We start from the raw sequence: 16,169 nt of genomic DNA on the forward strand, positions 1-16,169 counted from the left end.
CCGTGACGGTGCACTTCATCGGGGCCGGACCCGGTGCCGTCGACCTGCTGACCCTGCGGGCCCGCGACCTGATCGCGGCCTCCCCGGTCTGCCTCTACGCGGGCAGCCTGGTGCCGCCGCAGATGCTGGAGATCTGCCCGCCCGGGGCCCGCACCGTCGACACGGCGCTGATGACGCTCGACGAGATCCTGGACGAGATGGTGCGCGCGCACCGGCACGGGCTCGACGTCGCCCGGCTCGCCTCCGGTGACCCGTCGGTGTTCTCCGCGATGGCCGAGCAGATGCGCCGGCTGGAGGCGGCCGGCGTGCCCTACGACGTGTGCCCCGGCGTCCCCGCCTACGCGGCGGCGGCCGCGGCGCTGGGCCGCGAGCTCACCGTCCCCACGGTCGCCCAGACGGTCACCCTCACCCGGATCGCGGCGCGCGCGACCCCGATGCCGGAGAACGAGGGTCTCGACAAGCTGGGCAACGCCGGCGGCACCGTCGTGCTGCACCTGGCCGTGCACCGCATCGCCGAGGTCGTCGACGCGCTCGCCCCGTCCTACGGCGGCGACTGCCCGGCCGCGGTGGTGGCGCACGCGTCGCGCGCACACGAGATCGTGCTGCGGGGGACCCTGGAGCAGATGCCCAAGGCCGTCGACGAGGCAGGCATCCAGCGCACCGCCGTGATCATCGTCGGCGAGGCGCTCGCGGCCCGGCACTTCCCGGACTCGCACCTCTACAGCGCGGACCGCTGCCGGAGCTGACGACGCGGCGACCGCTCGTCGTCCGTTCGCCGCCCGACGGTGGCATCCGGGCGCGCGACGATCATCGATCGAACGCGCACGTGGCCCACTGGACGCACCCGATCGGAGGGTCGGCGTCGGGCGGTGGGAGGAAGCAGCCGTGCAGATCAGGACCGTCGTCACCGGGATCGCGGCCGCGGTCGGCATCGTGCTGGCGAGCGTCGTCGCCGCCCCCACGGCGGGCGCGGCACCCGCCCCGCCGACCGGGTGCCCGCAGATCGAGACGATCGCCGTACGCGGCAGCACCGAGGCCCAGGGCGGCGGCAGCATCGCGGGCCCGCAGGCGTCGTCGATCCAGTCACGGTCCGCGCAGACCGTCCGGACCCACGACCTGGTCTACCCGGCCTCGCTCGGCAACTACGCGAGCAGCGTGCGCCAGGGGGTGTCCGCGCTGCGCAGCAGGCTGGCGGCGACCTCCGCACAGTGTCCGTCCACCCGGTTCGTCCTGATCGGCTACTCGCAGGGCGCCCAGGTCATCGGGGACACCCTGGCCGCGGGCGGCGTACCCGGCGCCGACCGCATCCCGGCCGTGCTGCTCTTCGGCGACCCGACGTTCAACGGCCGCGAGAGCTACAACACCGGCAGCTACTCCGCGGCCCGCAACGGCGTGTTCGCCCGCTCGCGCGGCGCGCTGTCGGCCTACGCGTCCTCGATCCGCTCCTACTGCAACGCCACAGACAACTTCTGCCAGCGCGGGGCGACCGGCGCGGGGCACTACCGCTACGCGAGCGACCGGACCGCCGCCACGACGTTCGCCGTGCAGCGGATCGGCGGCTGAGCCCGGCTCAGTAGTCCTCGTGCCAGGCCCGGCCGTCGCGCTCGATCAGCGCGGTGGCCGAGGCCGGGCCGTGGCTGCCCGCGCTGTAGGGGCGCGGCCGCTGGTCGGTCGCCTCCCAGGTCCGCAGGATCGGCTCGGCCCACCGCCACGCGGCCTCGATCTCGTCGCGGCGCATGAACAGGGTCGGGTTGCCGCGCAGCACGTCCATGAGCAGCCGCTCGTAGGCGTCGGGCAGCCGGTCGCCGAAGGTGCGGGCGAAGCTCAGGTCCAGCGGCGCCGGGATCGGGCGGATCCCGCCGGGGCCGGGCTGCTTGGCCGTCATGTGCAGCCGCACCCCCTCGTCGGGCTGCAGCCGCAGGACGAGCCGGTTGGCCGGGATCTCCTCGCCGAACGCGGGGAAGATCGAGTGCCGGACCGGCTTGAACTGCACCACGATCTCCGACGCGTGGGTCGCGAGCCGCTTGCCGGTGCGCAGGTAGAACGGCACCCCGGCCCAGCGCCAGTTGGCGACCTCGGCGCGCAGCGCCACGAAGGTCTCGGTGGAGGAGCGCTCCCGCTCCCGCGGGGTCCCGGCGCGGGACTCGGCCAGCTCGGTGGCGTAGCCGGGCACCGCGGTGCCGTCGACGAGCCCCTCGACGTACTGCCCGCGCACGGTGTCGCGCACCACGTCCGGACCGTCGAGCGGCCGCAGCGACTGCAGGACCTTCAGCTTCTCGTCGCGCACGCCCTCGCCGTCGATCTTGGCAGGCGGCTCCATCGCGACCAGGCACAGCAGCTGCAGCAGGTGGTTCTGCACCATGTCGCGCAGCGCGCCGGAACCGTCGTAGTAGTCCGCGCGGTTCCCGACGCCGATCGACTCGGCGACGGTGATCTGCACGTGGTCGATCTGCGAGGCGTTCCAGAGCGGCTCGAACAGGGAGTTGCCGAAGCGCAGGACCAGCAGGTTCTGCACCGTCTCCTTACCGAGGTAGTGGTCGATCCGGTAGATCTGCTCCTCGGAGAACACCGAGCCGACCTCGTCGTTGATCGCCTGCGCCGACGCCAGGTCGGTGCCCAGCGGCTTCTCCAGCACGACGCGGGTGTGCTCGTCGACGATGCCGGCGGCCGCGCTGCCGACGCAGATCCGGCCGAACAGCTGCGGGGCGGAGGCGAGGTAGAGCACCCGGGTGCGGCCCGGCGAGGGCGCCCCGATCAGGTCCGACAGCAGCGACCAGTCGTCGTCGGCGACGTCGAGGGTCACGTGGTGCAGTCGGTCCAGGAAGCGGCGGTGCTGCGCGTCGTCGGCGCAGGCGTCGGGGCCGGCCCAGCGCGGGGCGGTGCGCCGCAGCTCGGAGTCGACCTTGTCGCGGTAGCCGGGGTCGTCGAGCCCGGAGCGGGACACGGCGACGATGCGGGTGTCGTCGGCGAGCTGGCCGTCGCGGTCGCGGAGGTAGAGCGCGGGCAGCAGCTTGCGCATCGCGAGATCGCCGGTGCCGCCGAACACGACGACGTCGGCGGGGGCCATGACGGGAAGGGGGTGCGGCACGAGCCGTCTCCTCGGTAAGCGAACGGGTGCGGGTCGAGCGGTGCCAGGGCCCGCATGACGGGCACTTCCGTACTGTACCGATTCCGTTCCGCCCGCGAAAGGCGGAAGGGGTGTGCGGTCAGGCCAGCCGGCCGGCCCCGTCCGACGGCGTTCCGGTGAACACGACCGGCTCGGTCCAGCCGCGCTGTGCGTAGGCCTCGCGCACCGACGCCGCGACCGCGGCCGCGGCGTCGGCCTCGACCAGCGCGATCACGCAGCCGCCGAAACCGCCGCCGGTCATCCGGGCGCCGGTCGCGCCGCCGGCGCGGGCCGCCTCCACCGCCACGTCGACGTGCGGGACGGTGATCTCGGAGTCGTCGCGCATCGAGGCGTGCGAGGCATCGAGCAGCGGCCCGATCGCCCGCGGGTCCGCGCCGCCGGTGAGCAGGCGCACGGTCTCGACGACCCGGTCGTTCTCGGTCACGATGTGCCGGGCCCGGCGGCGGATCCGCTCGTCGGCGATGCGGGACAGGTCGTCCGGGCCCGCGTCGCGCAGGGCCGCGACGCCGAGCGCCGCGGCCGCGGCCTCGCAGTCGGCACGCCGGGCGCCGTACTCGCCCGAGGCGTGTGCGTGCGGCGCACGGGTGTCGACGACCAGCAGCTCCAGGCCGTGCGCCGGCAGGTCGAAGGGTACGAGCTCGACGGTGTCGTCGCGGGTGTCGAGGAACACCAGCCGACCTGCGCGGCCGTGCATCGAGGCCATCTGGTCCATCCCGCCGGTGGGGGCGCCGACGAACTCGTTCTCCGCGCACCGCGCGATCCGGGCCAGCGTCGTGGGGTCGACGTCGATCCCGGCGAGTCCGGCGAGCGCGACGCCGACCGCGCACTCCACCGCGGCCGACGACGACAGCCCGGCCCCGACCGGCACGTCGGAGTCCAGCTCCAGCTCGACCTCGCCCACCGGGTACCCGGCCTCGCGGAACGCCCAGCAGGTCCCGGCCACGTAGGCGGCCCACCCCGGGACCTGGCCCGGCACCACCGATGCCGCGGAGAACTCCACCGCTCCGCCGGGCTCCTGCACCGACCGGACGCGGCTGCGGCCACCGGTCGCGGGCGCGGCGGCGACGACGGCCCGGTGCGGCAGCGCGAAGGGCAGCACGAAGCCGTCGTTGTAGTCGGTGTGCTCGCCGATCAGGTTGACCCGCCCGGGGGCGAACCAGACCCCGGTCGGGGCGGCCCCGTGACGGGTGGTGAAGGCGTCGGAGACGATGGACATGGCAGCTCCGGTCGTACTGGTGCGTGATCGCTGGCGGGCTCGGTGGCGGACTTTGTGGCGGACCCTGTGGCGGACTCGGTGGCCGGTCCGGGGCGCGGGCACGGTAGCCGACCCCCGCGCCGCGGGGCCGGGGAGCCGGGGCACGATGACCTCCGTGCCCGACGTGTCCGATCGCCTCGAGTCCGTCCTGAACGACCCGGTGACCTCCACCCTGCGCGGGCGGCTCGGCGCCTTCGGCGCGACCCGCGGTGGCGCGGTGCGCTTCGACCCGGAGGTGTCGCCGTTCGGGGCGCTCCCGCTCGACCGGGACGGCCACGGCAGCGCCGGTGACTGGGCCGACCTCGCGGCGCTGTGCGGGCCGGGCGGGGAGGTGGTCGTCGTGCGCTCCGCCGACGGGCCACCCCGGGTCCCGGCGGACTGGGAGCTGCTCCGTGCGATCCCCGGGGTGCAGATGGACGGCTCCGCGGTGCCGGGCGCGGCCGCCGACGACGTCGTCGAGCTGGGCCCGGCGGACCGGCCGGAGATGGCGGATCTCACCGCGCGCACCCGACCGGGGCCGTGGCTTGCGCGCACCGCCGAGCTGGGCCGCTACCTCGGCGTCCGCCACGACGGCCGGCTGGTCGCGATGGCGGGGGAGCGGATGCGCCTCGGCGGCGAGGGTGCCGCCGGGGCGACCGAGATCAGCGCGGTCTGCACCGACCCGCAGTACCGGGGCCGCGGTCTGGCCCGCCGCCTGGTCGACGCCGTCGCAGCCGGGATCGTCGCCCGCGGCGAGCGCCCCGTGCTGCACACGGCCGCCGACAACCACGGCGCGATCCGGCTCTACGAAGCGATGGGGTTCACGCTGGCCCGCGCGATGCGGTTCGACCTGCTGCGCGTGCCGCACCGCTGAGCGGCTCAGGCCGACAGGGCGGCGTCGACGGAGCCGGGGGAGAGCACCTCGTCGAGCACCAGGATCGCGCAGCCCATCACGCCGGAGCGCCCGCTGAGCAGGCCCGGCTCGATGCGCAGGTTCTGGGTGGCCGCGGCCATCGAGCGCCGGTAGATCGCCTCCCGCACGCCCGCGACGAGCGGGTCGAACGCCCCGACCAGGTCCCCGCCGATCGCGACCAGCGCGGGGTTGACCAGGTTCACCGCTGCGGCGAGGACCTCGCCGAGCCGGCGCCCGGCGATGCGCACCAGCCGCACCGCGTCCGGGTCGCCCTGCTTGACCAGCGCGACGACGTCGGCGATCGCGGTGACCGGCTGCCCGCACTCGGCGAGGTCGCGCACCAGGGCGCGGCCCGAGGCCAGCACCTCCAGGCAGTCGATGTTCCCGCAGCCGCAGCCGATGCCCGGCCCGTCGTGGACCGGGGTGTGCCCGATCTCGCCCGCCGCGCCCCAGGCGCCGCGCTGCAGCACCCCGCCGCAGACGAGCCCGGCACCGACCCCGGACCCGATCTTGACCATCAACAGGTCGTCGACGTCGGGATGCGCGTCGTGCTCGGCCAGGGCCATGACGTTCACGTCGTTGTCGACCAGCACCGGGGCCGGGAAGCGCGCGGTGAGCAGCGGCGGCAGCGCGATCCGCTCCCAGCCGGGCAGCGCGGGGACACCCACCGACCAGCCCCGCTCGCCGTCCACGGTGCCCGGGATCGACAACCCGATGCCGCGGATCGTCGCGTCGTCCACACCGGCGGTGAGCAGCAGCTTCTCCAGCCGGATGACCGCCTCGGAGAGCAGGTGCTCCGGACCGGCGGAGGCGGGGATGTCCACGACCTCCTCGGCGAGCACGGTGCCGGACAGGTCGCACACGGCAGCCTTGGACCGGCTGACCCCGACCGACAGCGCCAGCACGGTGCCGCCGGCGGCGTTGAACTCCAGGCGCGCGGCGGGGCGCCCGCCGGTCGCGGCGGCGCCGACCACCTCGGTGACCAGGCCGTCGGCGAGCAGCCGGTCGACGCGTGCGGCGACCGCGGTCCGGGACAGGCCGGTCTCGCGACCGATCTCGGTCCGGGTCCCGGCCACGCCGTCCCGGACCAGCCGGAAGATCTCGCCCGCCGTGGCGGGCGCGCTGGTCGGGGTGCGTCCTCGCATTCGTCCAGTGAACCACAGGGCTTCCACCTGGTGAAACGCTGATGCAGTCGCACTAACGTCTTGTGAGTACATAAGTCAGTCGATAGAGTGCTTATCGAACGGTTCGCCAGGCCCCCCACCCTCTGGAGATCGACGTACCGTGACCGCTTCCGTCCCGCTGCACCCCGTCGTCGACGCCGTCACCCGGCGGGTCGTCGCCCGCTCGGCCACCACCCGATCCGCCTACCTCGAGCGCATCCGTGCGGCCGCCGCCGCGGGGCCCGCAGCCGGTCCCGGCCGCGTCGACCTCGGATGCGCCAACCTCGCCCACGCCGTCGCCGCGTGCGGCCCGGACAAGCTGACGCTCACCGCGTCGCCCGCCCGCAACATCGGCATCGTCACCGCCTACAACGACATGCTCTCGGCGCACCAGCCGTTCGAGACCTACCCGGCGCGGATCAAGGCCGCGGCCCGCGCGGCGGGCGGGGTCGCCCAGGTCGCCGGTGGGGTCCCCGCCATGTGCGACGGGATCACCCAGGGCCGCGCGGGCATGGAGCTGTCGCTGTTCTCCCGCGACGTCATCGCGATGTCCACCGCGATCGCGCTGAGCCACGACATGTTCGACGCCGCCGTCCTGCTCGGGGTCTGCGACAAGATCGTCCCCGGCCTGGTGATGGGGGCGCTGTCCTTCGGCCACCTGCCGGTGCTGCTCGCCCCGGCCGGCCCGATGACCTCCGGCCTGCCGAACAAGGACAAGGCCCGCGTCCGACAGGCGTTCGCCGCGGGCGAGGCCGACCGCGCCGAGCTGCTCCGGGCCGAGTCGGCCAGCTACCACGGCCCCGGGACCTGCACCTTCTTCGGCACCGCGAACTCCAACCAGCTCCTGATGGAGGTCATGGGCCTGCACCTGCCGGGGTCGTCGTTCGTCAACCCCGGCACCGCGCTGCGCGACGCCCTGACCGACGAGGTCGCCCGCCGCGCACTCGCCGCCGCGGGGGACTCGGACCGGGCGATGGGCGCGGTCGTCGACGAGAAGGCCGTGGTCAACGGGATCGTCGCGCTGCTGGCCACCGGTGGCTCCACCAACCACACGATGCACCTGGTCGCGATGGCCGCCGCCGCGGGCGTGCAGATCACCTGGGACGACTTCTCGGACCTGTCCGCGGTCGTGCCGCTGCTGGCCCGGATCTACCCCAACGGCTCGGCGGACGTGAACCACTTCCACGCCGCGGGCGGCACGGCTCTGCTGGTCCGCGAGCTGCTCGACCACGGTCTGGCCCACGACGACGTCCGCACCGTCGACGGCCCCGGCCTGCGCCGCTACACCCGCGAACCCTTCCTGGACGGGGACACCGGGGCGCTGGTGTGGCGCGAGGGCACCACCGAGAGCCTGGACAAGTCGGTGCTCCGCTCGGTCGCCGACCCGTTCTCCCCGGACGGCGGGCTGCGCGTGCTGCACGGCAACCTCGGCCGGTCGGTGGTCAAGACCTCCGCCGTCGAGCCCGACCACCGCGTCGTCGAGGCACCGGCCGTGGTCTTCGACGACCAGGACGACCTGCTGGCCGCGTTCGCCGCGGGCGAGCTCGACGGGCGCGACCTGGTCGCCGTCGTCCGGTACCAGGGCCCGCGTGCCAACGGCATGCCCGAGCTGCACAAGCTGACCCCCGCGCTGGGGCTGCTGCAGGACCGCGGCCACCAGGTCGCGATCGTCACCGACGGCCGCATGTCCGGCGCCTCGGGCAAGGTCCCGGCCGCACTGCACGTCACCCCGGAGGCCGCACAGGGCGGACCGCTGCGCAGCGTCCGCGACGGCGACCTGGTACGTCTGGACACCCTGAACGGCACGCTGTCCCTGCTGGTCGACGCCGACGAGTTCGACGCCCGCGAGCCCGCCCGACCCACCCGCCCCTCCGGTCCGACGACCGGCACCGGTCGCGAGCTGTTCGGCGCGTTCCGGGCCGCCGTCGGACCCGCCGACGCCGGCGCGACCGTCGCCCTGCCCTACTGAGCCGCCCTGCCCCACCGAGAGGACCCCGCCCGTGAGCGAGAAGCTGCTGGAGCTGGCCCCCGTCGTCCCCGTCGTCGTGCTGCACGACGCGGCGACGGCCGTCCCGCTCGCCCGCGCCCTGGTCGACGGCGGGCTGCCGGTCATCGAGGTGACCCTGCGGACCCCGGCCGCGCTCGAGGGCGTCCGCCGGATCGCGGCCGAGGTGCCCGACGCCGTCGTCGGCACCGGGACCGTCCGCACCCCCGACGACGTGCGCGCCTCGGTCGAGGCGGGCGCCCGCTTCCTGGTCAGCCCCGGCGCGACGCCGCGGCTGCTCGACGCGATGGAGGACTCCGGACTGGACTTCCTCCCCGGCACCGCGACCATCTCGGAGATGATGGCCGTCGCCGAGCGCGGACACACCGCGTGCAAGTTCTTCCCGGCCGAGGCGGCGGGCGGGCGCCCGTTCCTGAAGGCCGTCGCCGGGCCGCTGCCGGACCTGCGGTTCTGCCCGACCGGCGGGATCACCGTCGACTCCGCGCCGGACTACCTCGCGTTGCCCACCGTCTCCTGCGTCGGGGGGTCCTGGCTGACCCCGGCCGACGCCGTCGCCGCGGGGGACTTCGACCGGATCCGCGGGCTCGCCGCGGCCGCCGCGGCGCTCGGCTGACGGTTCGGCGAACGCAGCACGGCCCGGGCCGCCAGCACGGCCAGCAGCACGTAGCCGAGGACCAGGGCCGCTCCGGCGATGTCGCTCACCGCGCCATGGTGGCGCCGCTGCGGCACGGGCGGGTGGGATCCGGACGCGATCCTGACGCCCGGGGACGGCACGAGGGGGCCGCGCCGGGGCGTCGGGCCGCCGGTGGTGTGCGCCTCGAACGGGCTGACGCCGACGCCGGCGGCCGTTAGGATCCCGTACCGGTGTGCCGGGAAGTCTGGTCGGCGAGCGCTGTCCGCTGCCCGCCCGACCTCCCCGGAGCCCCGTGAACACCGGTCCCGTGCCCACCACCCCCACCCGCCGACGCCTGTTCCCCCGCGGGTCCTGGCCGCGCGCCCGCCGGGTCGCCGACGTGCTGCGCACCGAGACCGTCGGCGGTGTCCTGCTCGTGAGCGCGGCGGCGGCGGCGCTGCTGTTCGCCAACTCGCCCTGGCGCGACGCCTACACCGCGCTGGCCGGGTTCACCGTCGGCCCCGCCGCGCTGCACCTGGACCTGTCGCTCGCGACCTGGGCCGCCGACGGGCTGCTGGCGGTCTTCTTCTTCGTCGTCGGGCTGGAGCTCAAGCGCGAGTTCCTGGCCGGGGACCTGCGTGACCCGCGCACGGCGCTGCTCCCGGTCGCCGCGGCCGTCGGCGGCATGGCGGTGCCCGCCCTGATCTACGTCGCGATCAACCTCGCGAACCCCGACGCCCTGGTCGGTTGGGCCATCCCGACCGCCACCGACATCGCCTTCGCCCTCGCGGTGCTCGCCGTGATCGGGACCCACCTGCCGACCGCGTTGCGGACCTTCCTGCTGACCCTCGCCGTCGTCGACGACCTGCTGGCCATCACCGTGATCGCCGTGTTCTACACCGACCGGCTGTCGGTGGCCGCGCTGCTCGGCGCGCTCGTCCCGCTCGCGCTGTTCACCCTCGCGGTGCAGCGCGGGGTCCGGTCCTGGTGGGTGCTGCTACCGCTCGCCGCCCTGACCTGGGTGCTCGTCCACGCATCGGGGGTGCACGCCACCGTCGCCGGGGTGCTGCTCGGCTTCGTGGTGCCGGTCCTCGGTCGGCGCCGGGTGCACGGGGTGTCGCTGTCGGAGCACTTCGAGCACCGGTGGCGCCCGCTGTCGGCCGGGTTCGCGGTACCGGTGTTCGCCTTCTTCGCCGCCGGGGTCACCGTCGTCGGCGGCAACGGCAACGGCAACGGCGACGGCGGGGGCGGGGGCGGGGGCATCGGTGCCGCCCTGGCCGACACCGTCACCCTCGGTGTCGTCGCGGGGCTGGTGGTCGGCAAGACCGTGGGCGTGCTCGGCGCGACGTGGCTGGTGCAGCGGTGCACCCGGGCCGAGCTGTCCGACGACCTGTCCTGGTGGGACCTGCTCGGCCTCGCGCAGCTCGCCGGGATCGGGTTCACCGTGTCGCTGCTCGTGGGTGAGCTGGCCTTCGGCACCGGCACCCCGCAGGACGACCACGTGAAGATCGGTGTGCTCGGCGGCTCGCTGCTCGCGGCGCTGCTCGCGACCGTGGTGCTGCGCACCCGCAACGCCCACTACCGGCGGATCCGGGACGTCGAGTCCCAGCAGGAGGACCGGACCCGCCCGGACGGCTGAGGGCCGCTCAGCGGTGGTCGGCGCGGGCCGCCGCGTGCTGCACCGCCGCCGGGGACAGACCGCGACGCCCGTGGTCCCAGTCCCCGGTGTCCGGGCGCGCGCAGGGCAGGGCGTGCACGAAGCTGCGCACGGGCCCGCCGTCGGGCGCCGTCCCGCCGTGGGTGCGCATCCGCAGCGGCTCGGCCGTCGGGTCGATCGGGTTGAGGCAGCGATCGCAGAGCGCGTCCCGGATCACGCCGCCCACCGACCGGCCGGGATCACGGTGCCCGCGGGGACGCACGCCTCGACGTGCACGACGGCCTCGCGCCAGGTCACCTCGCCCGCCGCGTCGGCCGACTCGATGTGGGACAACCGGTAGACGCGCTCGGTCGCGGTGTCGACGGGGGCGAAGCAGCGTTCGCAGAGCTGGATCATCGGGCTCGACCTCGCGGCTCTCTCTCGGGATCGGACGGCCAGGATCCACCCACCGGCCATCATCCGGACACCGGAACGTGACCGGCGCCGCTGTGTGGTGCGCCCCACCTGACCTGCGGCGCCGTCATCGATGACCGGGCGGGCGGTGTCGCGGCGGGGATAGGCGAGGGCCCCGTCCTAGACTCGGCGGTTCCCCCGTACCCGACCGCTCCGGGAGTTCCTCCGTGCGCTTCGTGCACGCCGCCGACCTGCACCTCGACAGCCCGCTGCGCGGCCTGTCGCGGCTCGGGGACTCCGAGCTCGCCGCGACGCTGCGCGCGGCGACCCGGCGGGCCTGCGAGAACCTCGTCGACGCGGTCGTCGACTCCCGGGCCGAGGCGCTGGTGCTGGCCGGCGACGTCTACGACGGCGACTGGAAGGACTACGCGACCGGCGCGTTCTTCGTCCGGCAGCTGTCGCGGCTGCACGACGAGGGCATCCCGGTGTTCCTCATCAGCGGCAACCACGACGCCGAGTCCGAGATCACCCGGTCGCTGCGGCTCCCGCCGACCACCCGCCGGCTCTCGGTGGACGCCCCCGAGACCGTCGTCGACGACGACCTCGGCCTCGCCGTGCACGGCCAGGGCTTCGCCCGCCGCGCGGTCCTGGAGAACCTCGTGCCCGCCTACCCCGACCGGATCCCCGGCCTGGTCAACGTCGGCATGCTGCACACCTCGGTGCAGGGCGACGACCGGCACGACACCTACGCCCCCTGCCGCCCCGAGGACCTGTCCGGCTGCGGCTACGAGTACTTCGCCCTCGGCCACGTGCACGAGCAGCGCGCGGTCTGCGAGGGCCCGCACCCGGCCTGGTTCTCCGGGAACCTGCAGGGCCGCCACCCGCAGGAGCGCGGTGCGAAGGGCGCCCTGCTCGTCGACGCGGCCCCCGGCGCAGCGGCGACGGTCACCCCGCTCGTCCTCGACGTCGCCCGCTGGGAGCTCGTCGAGGTCGACATCACCGGCCTGGGCGGCGCCGACGACGTCTACGACGCCGTCGAGGTCGCGCTGCGCGAGCGCTGCGTGGTGGCCGCGCCGCGGACCGTCGTCGCCCAGGTCACGCTGTACGGCGCGGGCCAGGCCGCCGCGGACCTCACCTCCGCGGACGGGGTCCGCACCGAGCTGGAGCTGCTCGCCGAGCGCTGCGGAGCGGTCCTGGAGAAGGTCCGCAACCGCACCCGGCCGCCCGCCGGAGCGCTCGCCGTCGACCCGGAGCTGACGGCGGCGGTGTCCGCGGCCGCGGCCGGCCTGGCCGCCGAGCCGGACCGCATCCGCGAGCTCGCCGCCCCGCTGGAACGCGAGGTCGGCCGCCGGCTGCGCGAGGCGGGCCTGCTGGACCTGCGCGACGACGAGCGACTCGCCGCGCTCGCCCGCCAGGCCGAGCAGCAGCTGCTGGCCCGGATGGCCGGGTCGTGAGCCCGACCGCCCGGCTGCGCACCCTGGTCCTGGAGCGCTACGGCGCCTACGAGGGCCGTGAGCTGACCCTCGGCGAGGGGCTGACGATCGTGTCCGGCCCCAACGAGGCGGGCAAGACCACCCTGCTCGACGCCCTGTCCGACCTGCTGTGGGGGATGCCCCGCCCGGTGCGCCACGCCTACGCCGTCGGCCCGTCGCGGCTGGCCGTCTCGGCCCGGGTCACCGGCGCCGACGGGGAGACCGTGCTGCGCCGCACCACCCGCGGCCTGCACGACGACACCGGCGCCGTCGCCGACCCGCCCTGGGGCGAGTCCGGTGCCGACGCCCGGCGCCGCTGGCGGGAGGGCTTCGGGCTCGGCCACGAGGACCTGCGCGAGGGCGGCCGGGCCCTGTGCGCGGGTGAGGGGGACCTCGCCGAGCTGGTGTTCACCGCGCGCAGCGGCCGCGACGCCCGAGCCCTGATCGCCGCACTGGACACCGAGGCCGACGCCCTGTTCAAGGAGCACCGGGGCAACCGGTCGGTCGAGGTGCGGGCGGCGTTCGCCCGGTTCACCGCGACCGAGAAGGCCGTGGAGGAGCGGGTCTCGCGGGCCGGTGAGGTCACGGCGCTGGCCGAGGAGATCGCCCGGCTGGAGCGCCGCGCCGCGGAGCTGACCCGCACCCGTCGCGGGGCGGCGGTGGCGGCGGAGAAGGCCCGGCAGGCCGTCCGCGCCCAGGAGCCGGCCCGGGAGCTGGCCGCGCTGCGGGCCGAGCGCGCCGCGCTGTGTGCGACCGGCGCCGCCCTGGATGCGGCCTCCCTGGAGGAGTACACCCGCGCCACCGCCGCGCTGGCCGACGCCGAGACCGCCCGCGACGAGCACCGCGCCACCGCCGACGCGCTGCGGGCCCGGCGCGCCGAGCTCGACCTCGACGAGGACCTGCTCGCCGACGCCACCCGGGTCCGCGAGCTGGAGTCCGCCGCCCAGGCCCGGCGCGCCGACGCCGAGCGGGCGGCCCGGCTGCGCGCCGAGGCCGCCGAGGCCCACCGTCGCGCCGAGACCGCGCTGGCCGGACTGGTCGCCGAGGACGGGCGCAGCCCCGCCGACCGGCTCGCCGCCGTCCACCTGCCGGCCGACCGTGCCCGTGATCTCGACGAGCACGCCCGACGCCTCACCGAGGCGATCGCCGAGCAGACCAGGGCGGAGCGGCTGCACGCCGACGCGCTCGCCGAGGTCCGCGAGGTGGCCGACGTCCCGGGCGGTCTCGACGCCGACCGGGTCGGCCGGGTCGCCGAGGTCCGGCGCGCGATCGAGGCCGAGGGCTCGGCCGCCGCGCTGTGCCGGGCCGCCGTCGCCGAGCGCGACGCCGCCCGTGGCCGCCGTGCCGAGGCGCTCGTCGCGGCCGGGTACCGCGGCACCCCCGACGGCCCCACGGTGGACGGCCCCGCGGTGGACGGCCCCGCGGTGGACGGCACAGGGGTGGTCGGTCCCGGCGTGCTGGCCCCGCCGCGCCGTGAGGTCCGGGAGCTGCGGGCCGCACTGCGCGCCGCGGAGTCCGACCAGCGGGGGGCCGAGCGGGCCGCCGCGGACGCCGCGGACCGCGCGCACCGGGCAAGGGCCGCCCGCGACGGGGTGGCCGCCGACGGCCGCCCGGTCGGCGCGGACGCGCTCGCCGCCGCCCGGGCCGCCCGCGACGCCGCGCTGGACGAGCTGCTCGCCGCCGGGCCGGACGGCGCCGCCGCGGCCGCGGGCAGGCTCTCGGCCGCCCTCGCCGGGGCCGACCGGGTCGCCGACGACATGATCGCCTCCGCGGACCGGGTCGCCGAGCTGGCGCACCGCGACGCCGAGCTCGACACCGCCGACGCCGAGGCCGCCCGCACCGCGGCCGCCGCCACCGCGGCCGCGGAGCGCACCGCCGCCGCGGCCGCGGCCTGGGCGACGCTGTGGCGGGCGCACGGCGTCGCCGTCCCGGACCCGGACGACGCCGACGCCGTCGTCGCCGCGCTGACCGAGGCCGCCCGCGCCGAGGACGACGCCGCCCGCGCCGACGAGCGTCTCGCCCGGCTGCGCGACCAGGCCGAGGTGCAGGAGCGGGCGCTGGCTTCCGCGCTCGCCGCGGCCGGGCGCCCGCGCGACGGCGCCCCGCTGGACGTGCTGCTCGTCGCCGCCGCGGACCTCGCCACCGAGGCCGAGCACGCCCGCGACCGGCGGGTGCTGCTGGCCCGGCTGCGCAGCGAGGCCGAACGCGCCGGGGGAGCGGCCGATGCCGCCCGGCACGAGCGCGAGCTGGCCGCCCAGCGCTGGCGGTTCGCGCTGCGCGGCGCCGGACTGCCCACCGATCTGGAGCCCGCGGGCTGGGACACCCGCCGCGACACCGTCGCCGACGCCCGGACCGCGGGGGCACTCGCCCGCCAGGACGACGAGGAGGCCCGCCGCCTGGAGCGCGCCGTCGCCGTACACGGGCGGGCGGTCGTCGCGCTGGTGGAGCGGCACCTGGAGCCCGCGCCGACCGGTACCGATGCCGTGGACCGGCTCGGTGAGCTCGCCGACCGGGTCCGCGAGGTCACCAAGGCCGCGGTCTCGGCGGGCCACCTCGACGACGGCATCGCCGCCGCCGAGGACGACGCCACCCGCGCCGCCCGCAGCGCGGCCGCGGCCACCGCGGTGCTGGACCGGCTCGCCGTCGAGCTGGCGCTGACCGAGGCCCCGGAGCCGGGTGGGCTGGAGGCCGCGGCGCAGCGCGGCGCGCACGTCGCCGTGCTCGACACCCGCATCGCCGAGCAGGAGCGGCTGCTGGCCGCCGCGGCGCCCGACCTCGACGCGGACGAGCTGGTCACCGCCGCCCCGGACACCGAGCCCGGTGCGCTGACCGAGGCGCTCGACCGGGCGCAGGCCCACGAGCGCGAGCTCGGGGCCGAGCAGGACGAGGTCCGTGAGCAGCTGGGCGGGCTGCGGGCCCGGCGCCGCGAGCTGGAGGAGGCCGAGGGCGCCGCCGAGCTGCACGCCCGCGCCCAGTCCGAGCTGGCGGGCGTCGCCGACGCCGCGGAGCGCTACCTGGTGCTGCACCTGCAGCGCGAGATCCTGCGCCGCGAGCTGGAGGCCTACGAACGCAGCCACGCCTCCCCGCTGCTGGTCCGCGCCGGGGTGGTGCTCGAACGCCTCACCGGCGGCCGGTTCGTCGCGCTGCGGCCCCCGGCCGAGGCGGGCGGCACCGGACGCAGCCTGGTCGCGGTGCGGGCCGACGGCGAGGAGCTCGCGCCGACCCGGCTCTCGGAGGGCGCCGCCGACCAGGTGCACCTCGCGCTGCGCCTGGCCGGGATCGAGCAGCTGCAGGCCGACCGGGTCGCCGCCGGGCTGCCGACGGTGCCGGTCGTGTTCGACGACGTCCTCATGACCTTCGACGACGAGCGCGGCGCCGCCGCCGTCGCCGTGCTGGGGGAGCTGGCCGCCACCGCGCAGGTGCTGCTGTTCACCCACCACGAGCACGTCGTCGGCCTCGCCCGGGACGCGGGTGTCGCGTTCACCGTGGCCGAGCTGGGGCCGCCCGCCCCGGTCGAGGTCGTCGGCGACCCCGACACCGCCCGCGCGACCCCGCTGGCCGGCTGAGCGGAGCGATCACGGAGACTCACCGA

At 76.3% G+C, this 16,169-nt stretch carries 13 protein-coding genes; 8 read left to right on the forward strand and 5 right to left on the reverse strand.

Annotation, left to right across the window (positions count from 1 at the left end; all coding sequences use genetic code 11):
- The first annotated feature begins 2 nt into the window (after positions 1-2).
- Both cobM and Ae331Ps2_RS23435 read left to right on the forward strand, forming a co-directional pair.
- Positions 3-746: a precorrin-4 C(11)-methyltransferase gene (cobM, locus tag Ae331Ps2_RS23430; RefSeq protein ID WP_075306527.1), complete on the forward strand. Its 744-nt coding sequence runs from the start codon at positions 3-5 to the stop codon at positions 744-746.
- Positions 747-885: 139 nt separating this feature from the next.
- On the forward strand, positions 886-1,563 hold the full coding sequence (locus tag Ae331Ps2_RS23435; RefSeq protein ID WP_020627323.1) for a cutinase family protein: 678 nt from the start codon (positions 886-888) through the stop codon (positions 1,561-1,563).
- A gap of 7 nt (positions 1,564-1,570) precedes the next feature.
- Here Ae331Ps2_RS23435 and zwf read toward each other — a convergent pair whose 3' ends face one another.
- On the reverse strand, positions 1,571-3,088 hold the full coding sequence (zwf, locus tag Ae331Ps2_RS23440) for a glucose-6-phosphate dehydrogenase (protein ID WP_198932174.1): 1,518 nt from the start codon (positions 3,086-3,088) through the stop codon (positions 1,571-1,573).
- Between the two features lie 118 nt (positions 3,089-3,206).
- Complete coding sequence (gene galK / locus Ae331Ps2_RS23445) at positions 3,207-4,343, reverse strand: galactokinase (protein ID WP_075306525.1); 1,137 nt, start codon at positions 4,341-4,343, stop codon at positions 3,207-3,209.
- Positions 4,344-4,497: 154 nt separating this feature from the next.
- Between galK and Ae331Ps2_RS23450 the strand changes: the two genes are divergently transcribed.
- The gene (locus Ae331Ps2_RS23450; protein ID WP_337819505.1) at positions 4,498-5,235 is read left to right on the forward strand and encodes a GNAT family N-acetyltransferase; all 738 of its coding nucleotides are present in this window, start codon (positions 4,498-4,500) and stop codon (positions 5,233-5,235) included.
- A 5-nt stretch (positions 5,236-5,240) separates the two neighbouring features.
- Here Ae331Ps2_RS23450 and Ae331Ps2_RS23455 read toward each other — a convergent pair whose 3' ends face one another.
- Entirely contained in the window at positions 5,241-6,419 is a 1,179-nt protein-coding gene (locus tag Ae331Ps2_RS23455; protein WP_075306521.1) for an ROK family transcriptional regulator, read from the reverse strand.
- A 139-nt stretch (positions 6,420-6,558) separates the two neighbouring features.
- On the opposite strand from Ae331Ps2_RS23455, the gene edd reads away from it, so the two are divergent.
- The 3 genes from edd (at position 6,559) to nhaA (ending at position 10,694) form a co-directional block, all read left to right on the forward strand.
- A complete protein-coding gene (gene edd, locus Ae331Ps2_RS23460; RefSeq protein ID WP_075306519.1) occupies positions 6,559-8,406 on the forward strand; it encodes a phosphogluconate dehydratase in 1,848 nt (615 codons plus the stop codon).
- Between the two features lie 31 nt (positions 8,407-8,437).
- A complete protein-coding gene (gene eda, locus Ae331Ps2_RS23465; protein WP_020627317.1) occupies positions 8,438-9,055 on the forward strand; it encodes a bifunctional 4-hydroxy-2-oxoglutarate aldolase/2-dehydro-3-deoxy-phosphogluconate aldolase in 618 nt (205 codons plus the stop codon).
- Positions 9,056-9,368: 313 nt separating this feature from the next.
- The gene (gene nhaA, locus Ae331Ps2_RS23470; RefSeq protein WP_369804834.1) at positions 9,369-10,694 is read left to right on the forward strand and encodes a Na+/H+ antiporter NhaA; all 1,326 of its coding nucleotides are present in this window, start codon (positions 9,369-9,371) and stop codon (positions 10,692-10,694) included.
- Positions 10,695-10,701: 7 nt separating this feature from the next.
- Here the strand turns inward: nhaA and Ae331Ps2_RS31460 are convergent, their stop codons facing one another.
- Positions 10,702-10,929, reverse strand: coding sequence for a hypothetical protein (locus tag Ae331Ps2_RS31460; RefSeq protein ID WP_139318720.1), 228 nt, complete (start codon positions 10,927-10,929; stop codon positions 10,702-10,704).
- Positions 10,926-11,108, reverse strand: coding sequence for a hypothetical protein (locus tag Ae331Ps2_RS31465; protein ID WP_075306515.1), 183 nt, complete (start codon positions 11,106-11,108; stop codon positions 10,926-10,928). The genes Ae331Ps2_RS31460 and Ae331Ps2_RS31465 overlap by 4 nt, the downstream gene beginning before the upstream one ends.
- A gap of 224 nt (positions 11,109-11,332) precedes the next feature.
- On the opposite strand from Ae331Ps2_RS31465, the gene Ae331Ps2_RS23485 reads away from it, so the two are divergent.
- Both Ae331Ps2_RS23485 and Ae331Ps2_RS23490 read left to right on the forward strand, forming a co-directional pair.
- Complete coding sequence (locus tag Ae331Ps2_RS23485; RefSeq protein ID WP_075306513.1) at positions 11,333-12,559, forward strand: DNA repair exonuclease; 1,227 nt, start codon at positions 11,333-11,335, stop codon at positions 12,557-12,559.
- On the forward strand, positions 12,556-16,143 hold the full coding sequence (locus tag Ae331Ps2_RS23490) for an AAA family ATPase (RefSeq protein WP_075329796.1): 3,588 nt from the start codon (positions 12,556-12,558) through the stop codon (positions 16,141-16,143). The genes Ae331Ps2_RS23485 and Ae331Ps2_RS23490 overlap by 4 nt, the downstream gene beginning before the upstream one ends.
- The last annotated feature ends 26 nt before the right edge of the window (positions 16,144-16,169 follow it).

Origin of the sequence: Pseudonocardia sp. Ae331_Ps2, from assembly GCF_001932405.1 — a bacterium.
Lineage (GTDB): Bacteria > Actinomycetota > Actinomycetes > Mycobacteriales > Pseudonocardiaceae > Pseudonocardia.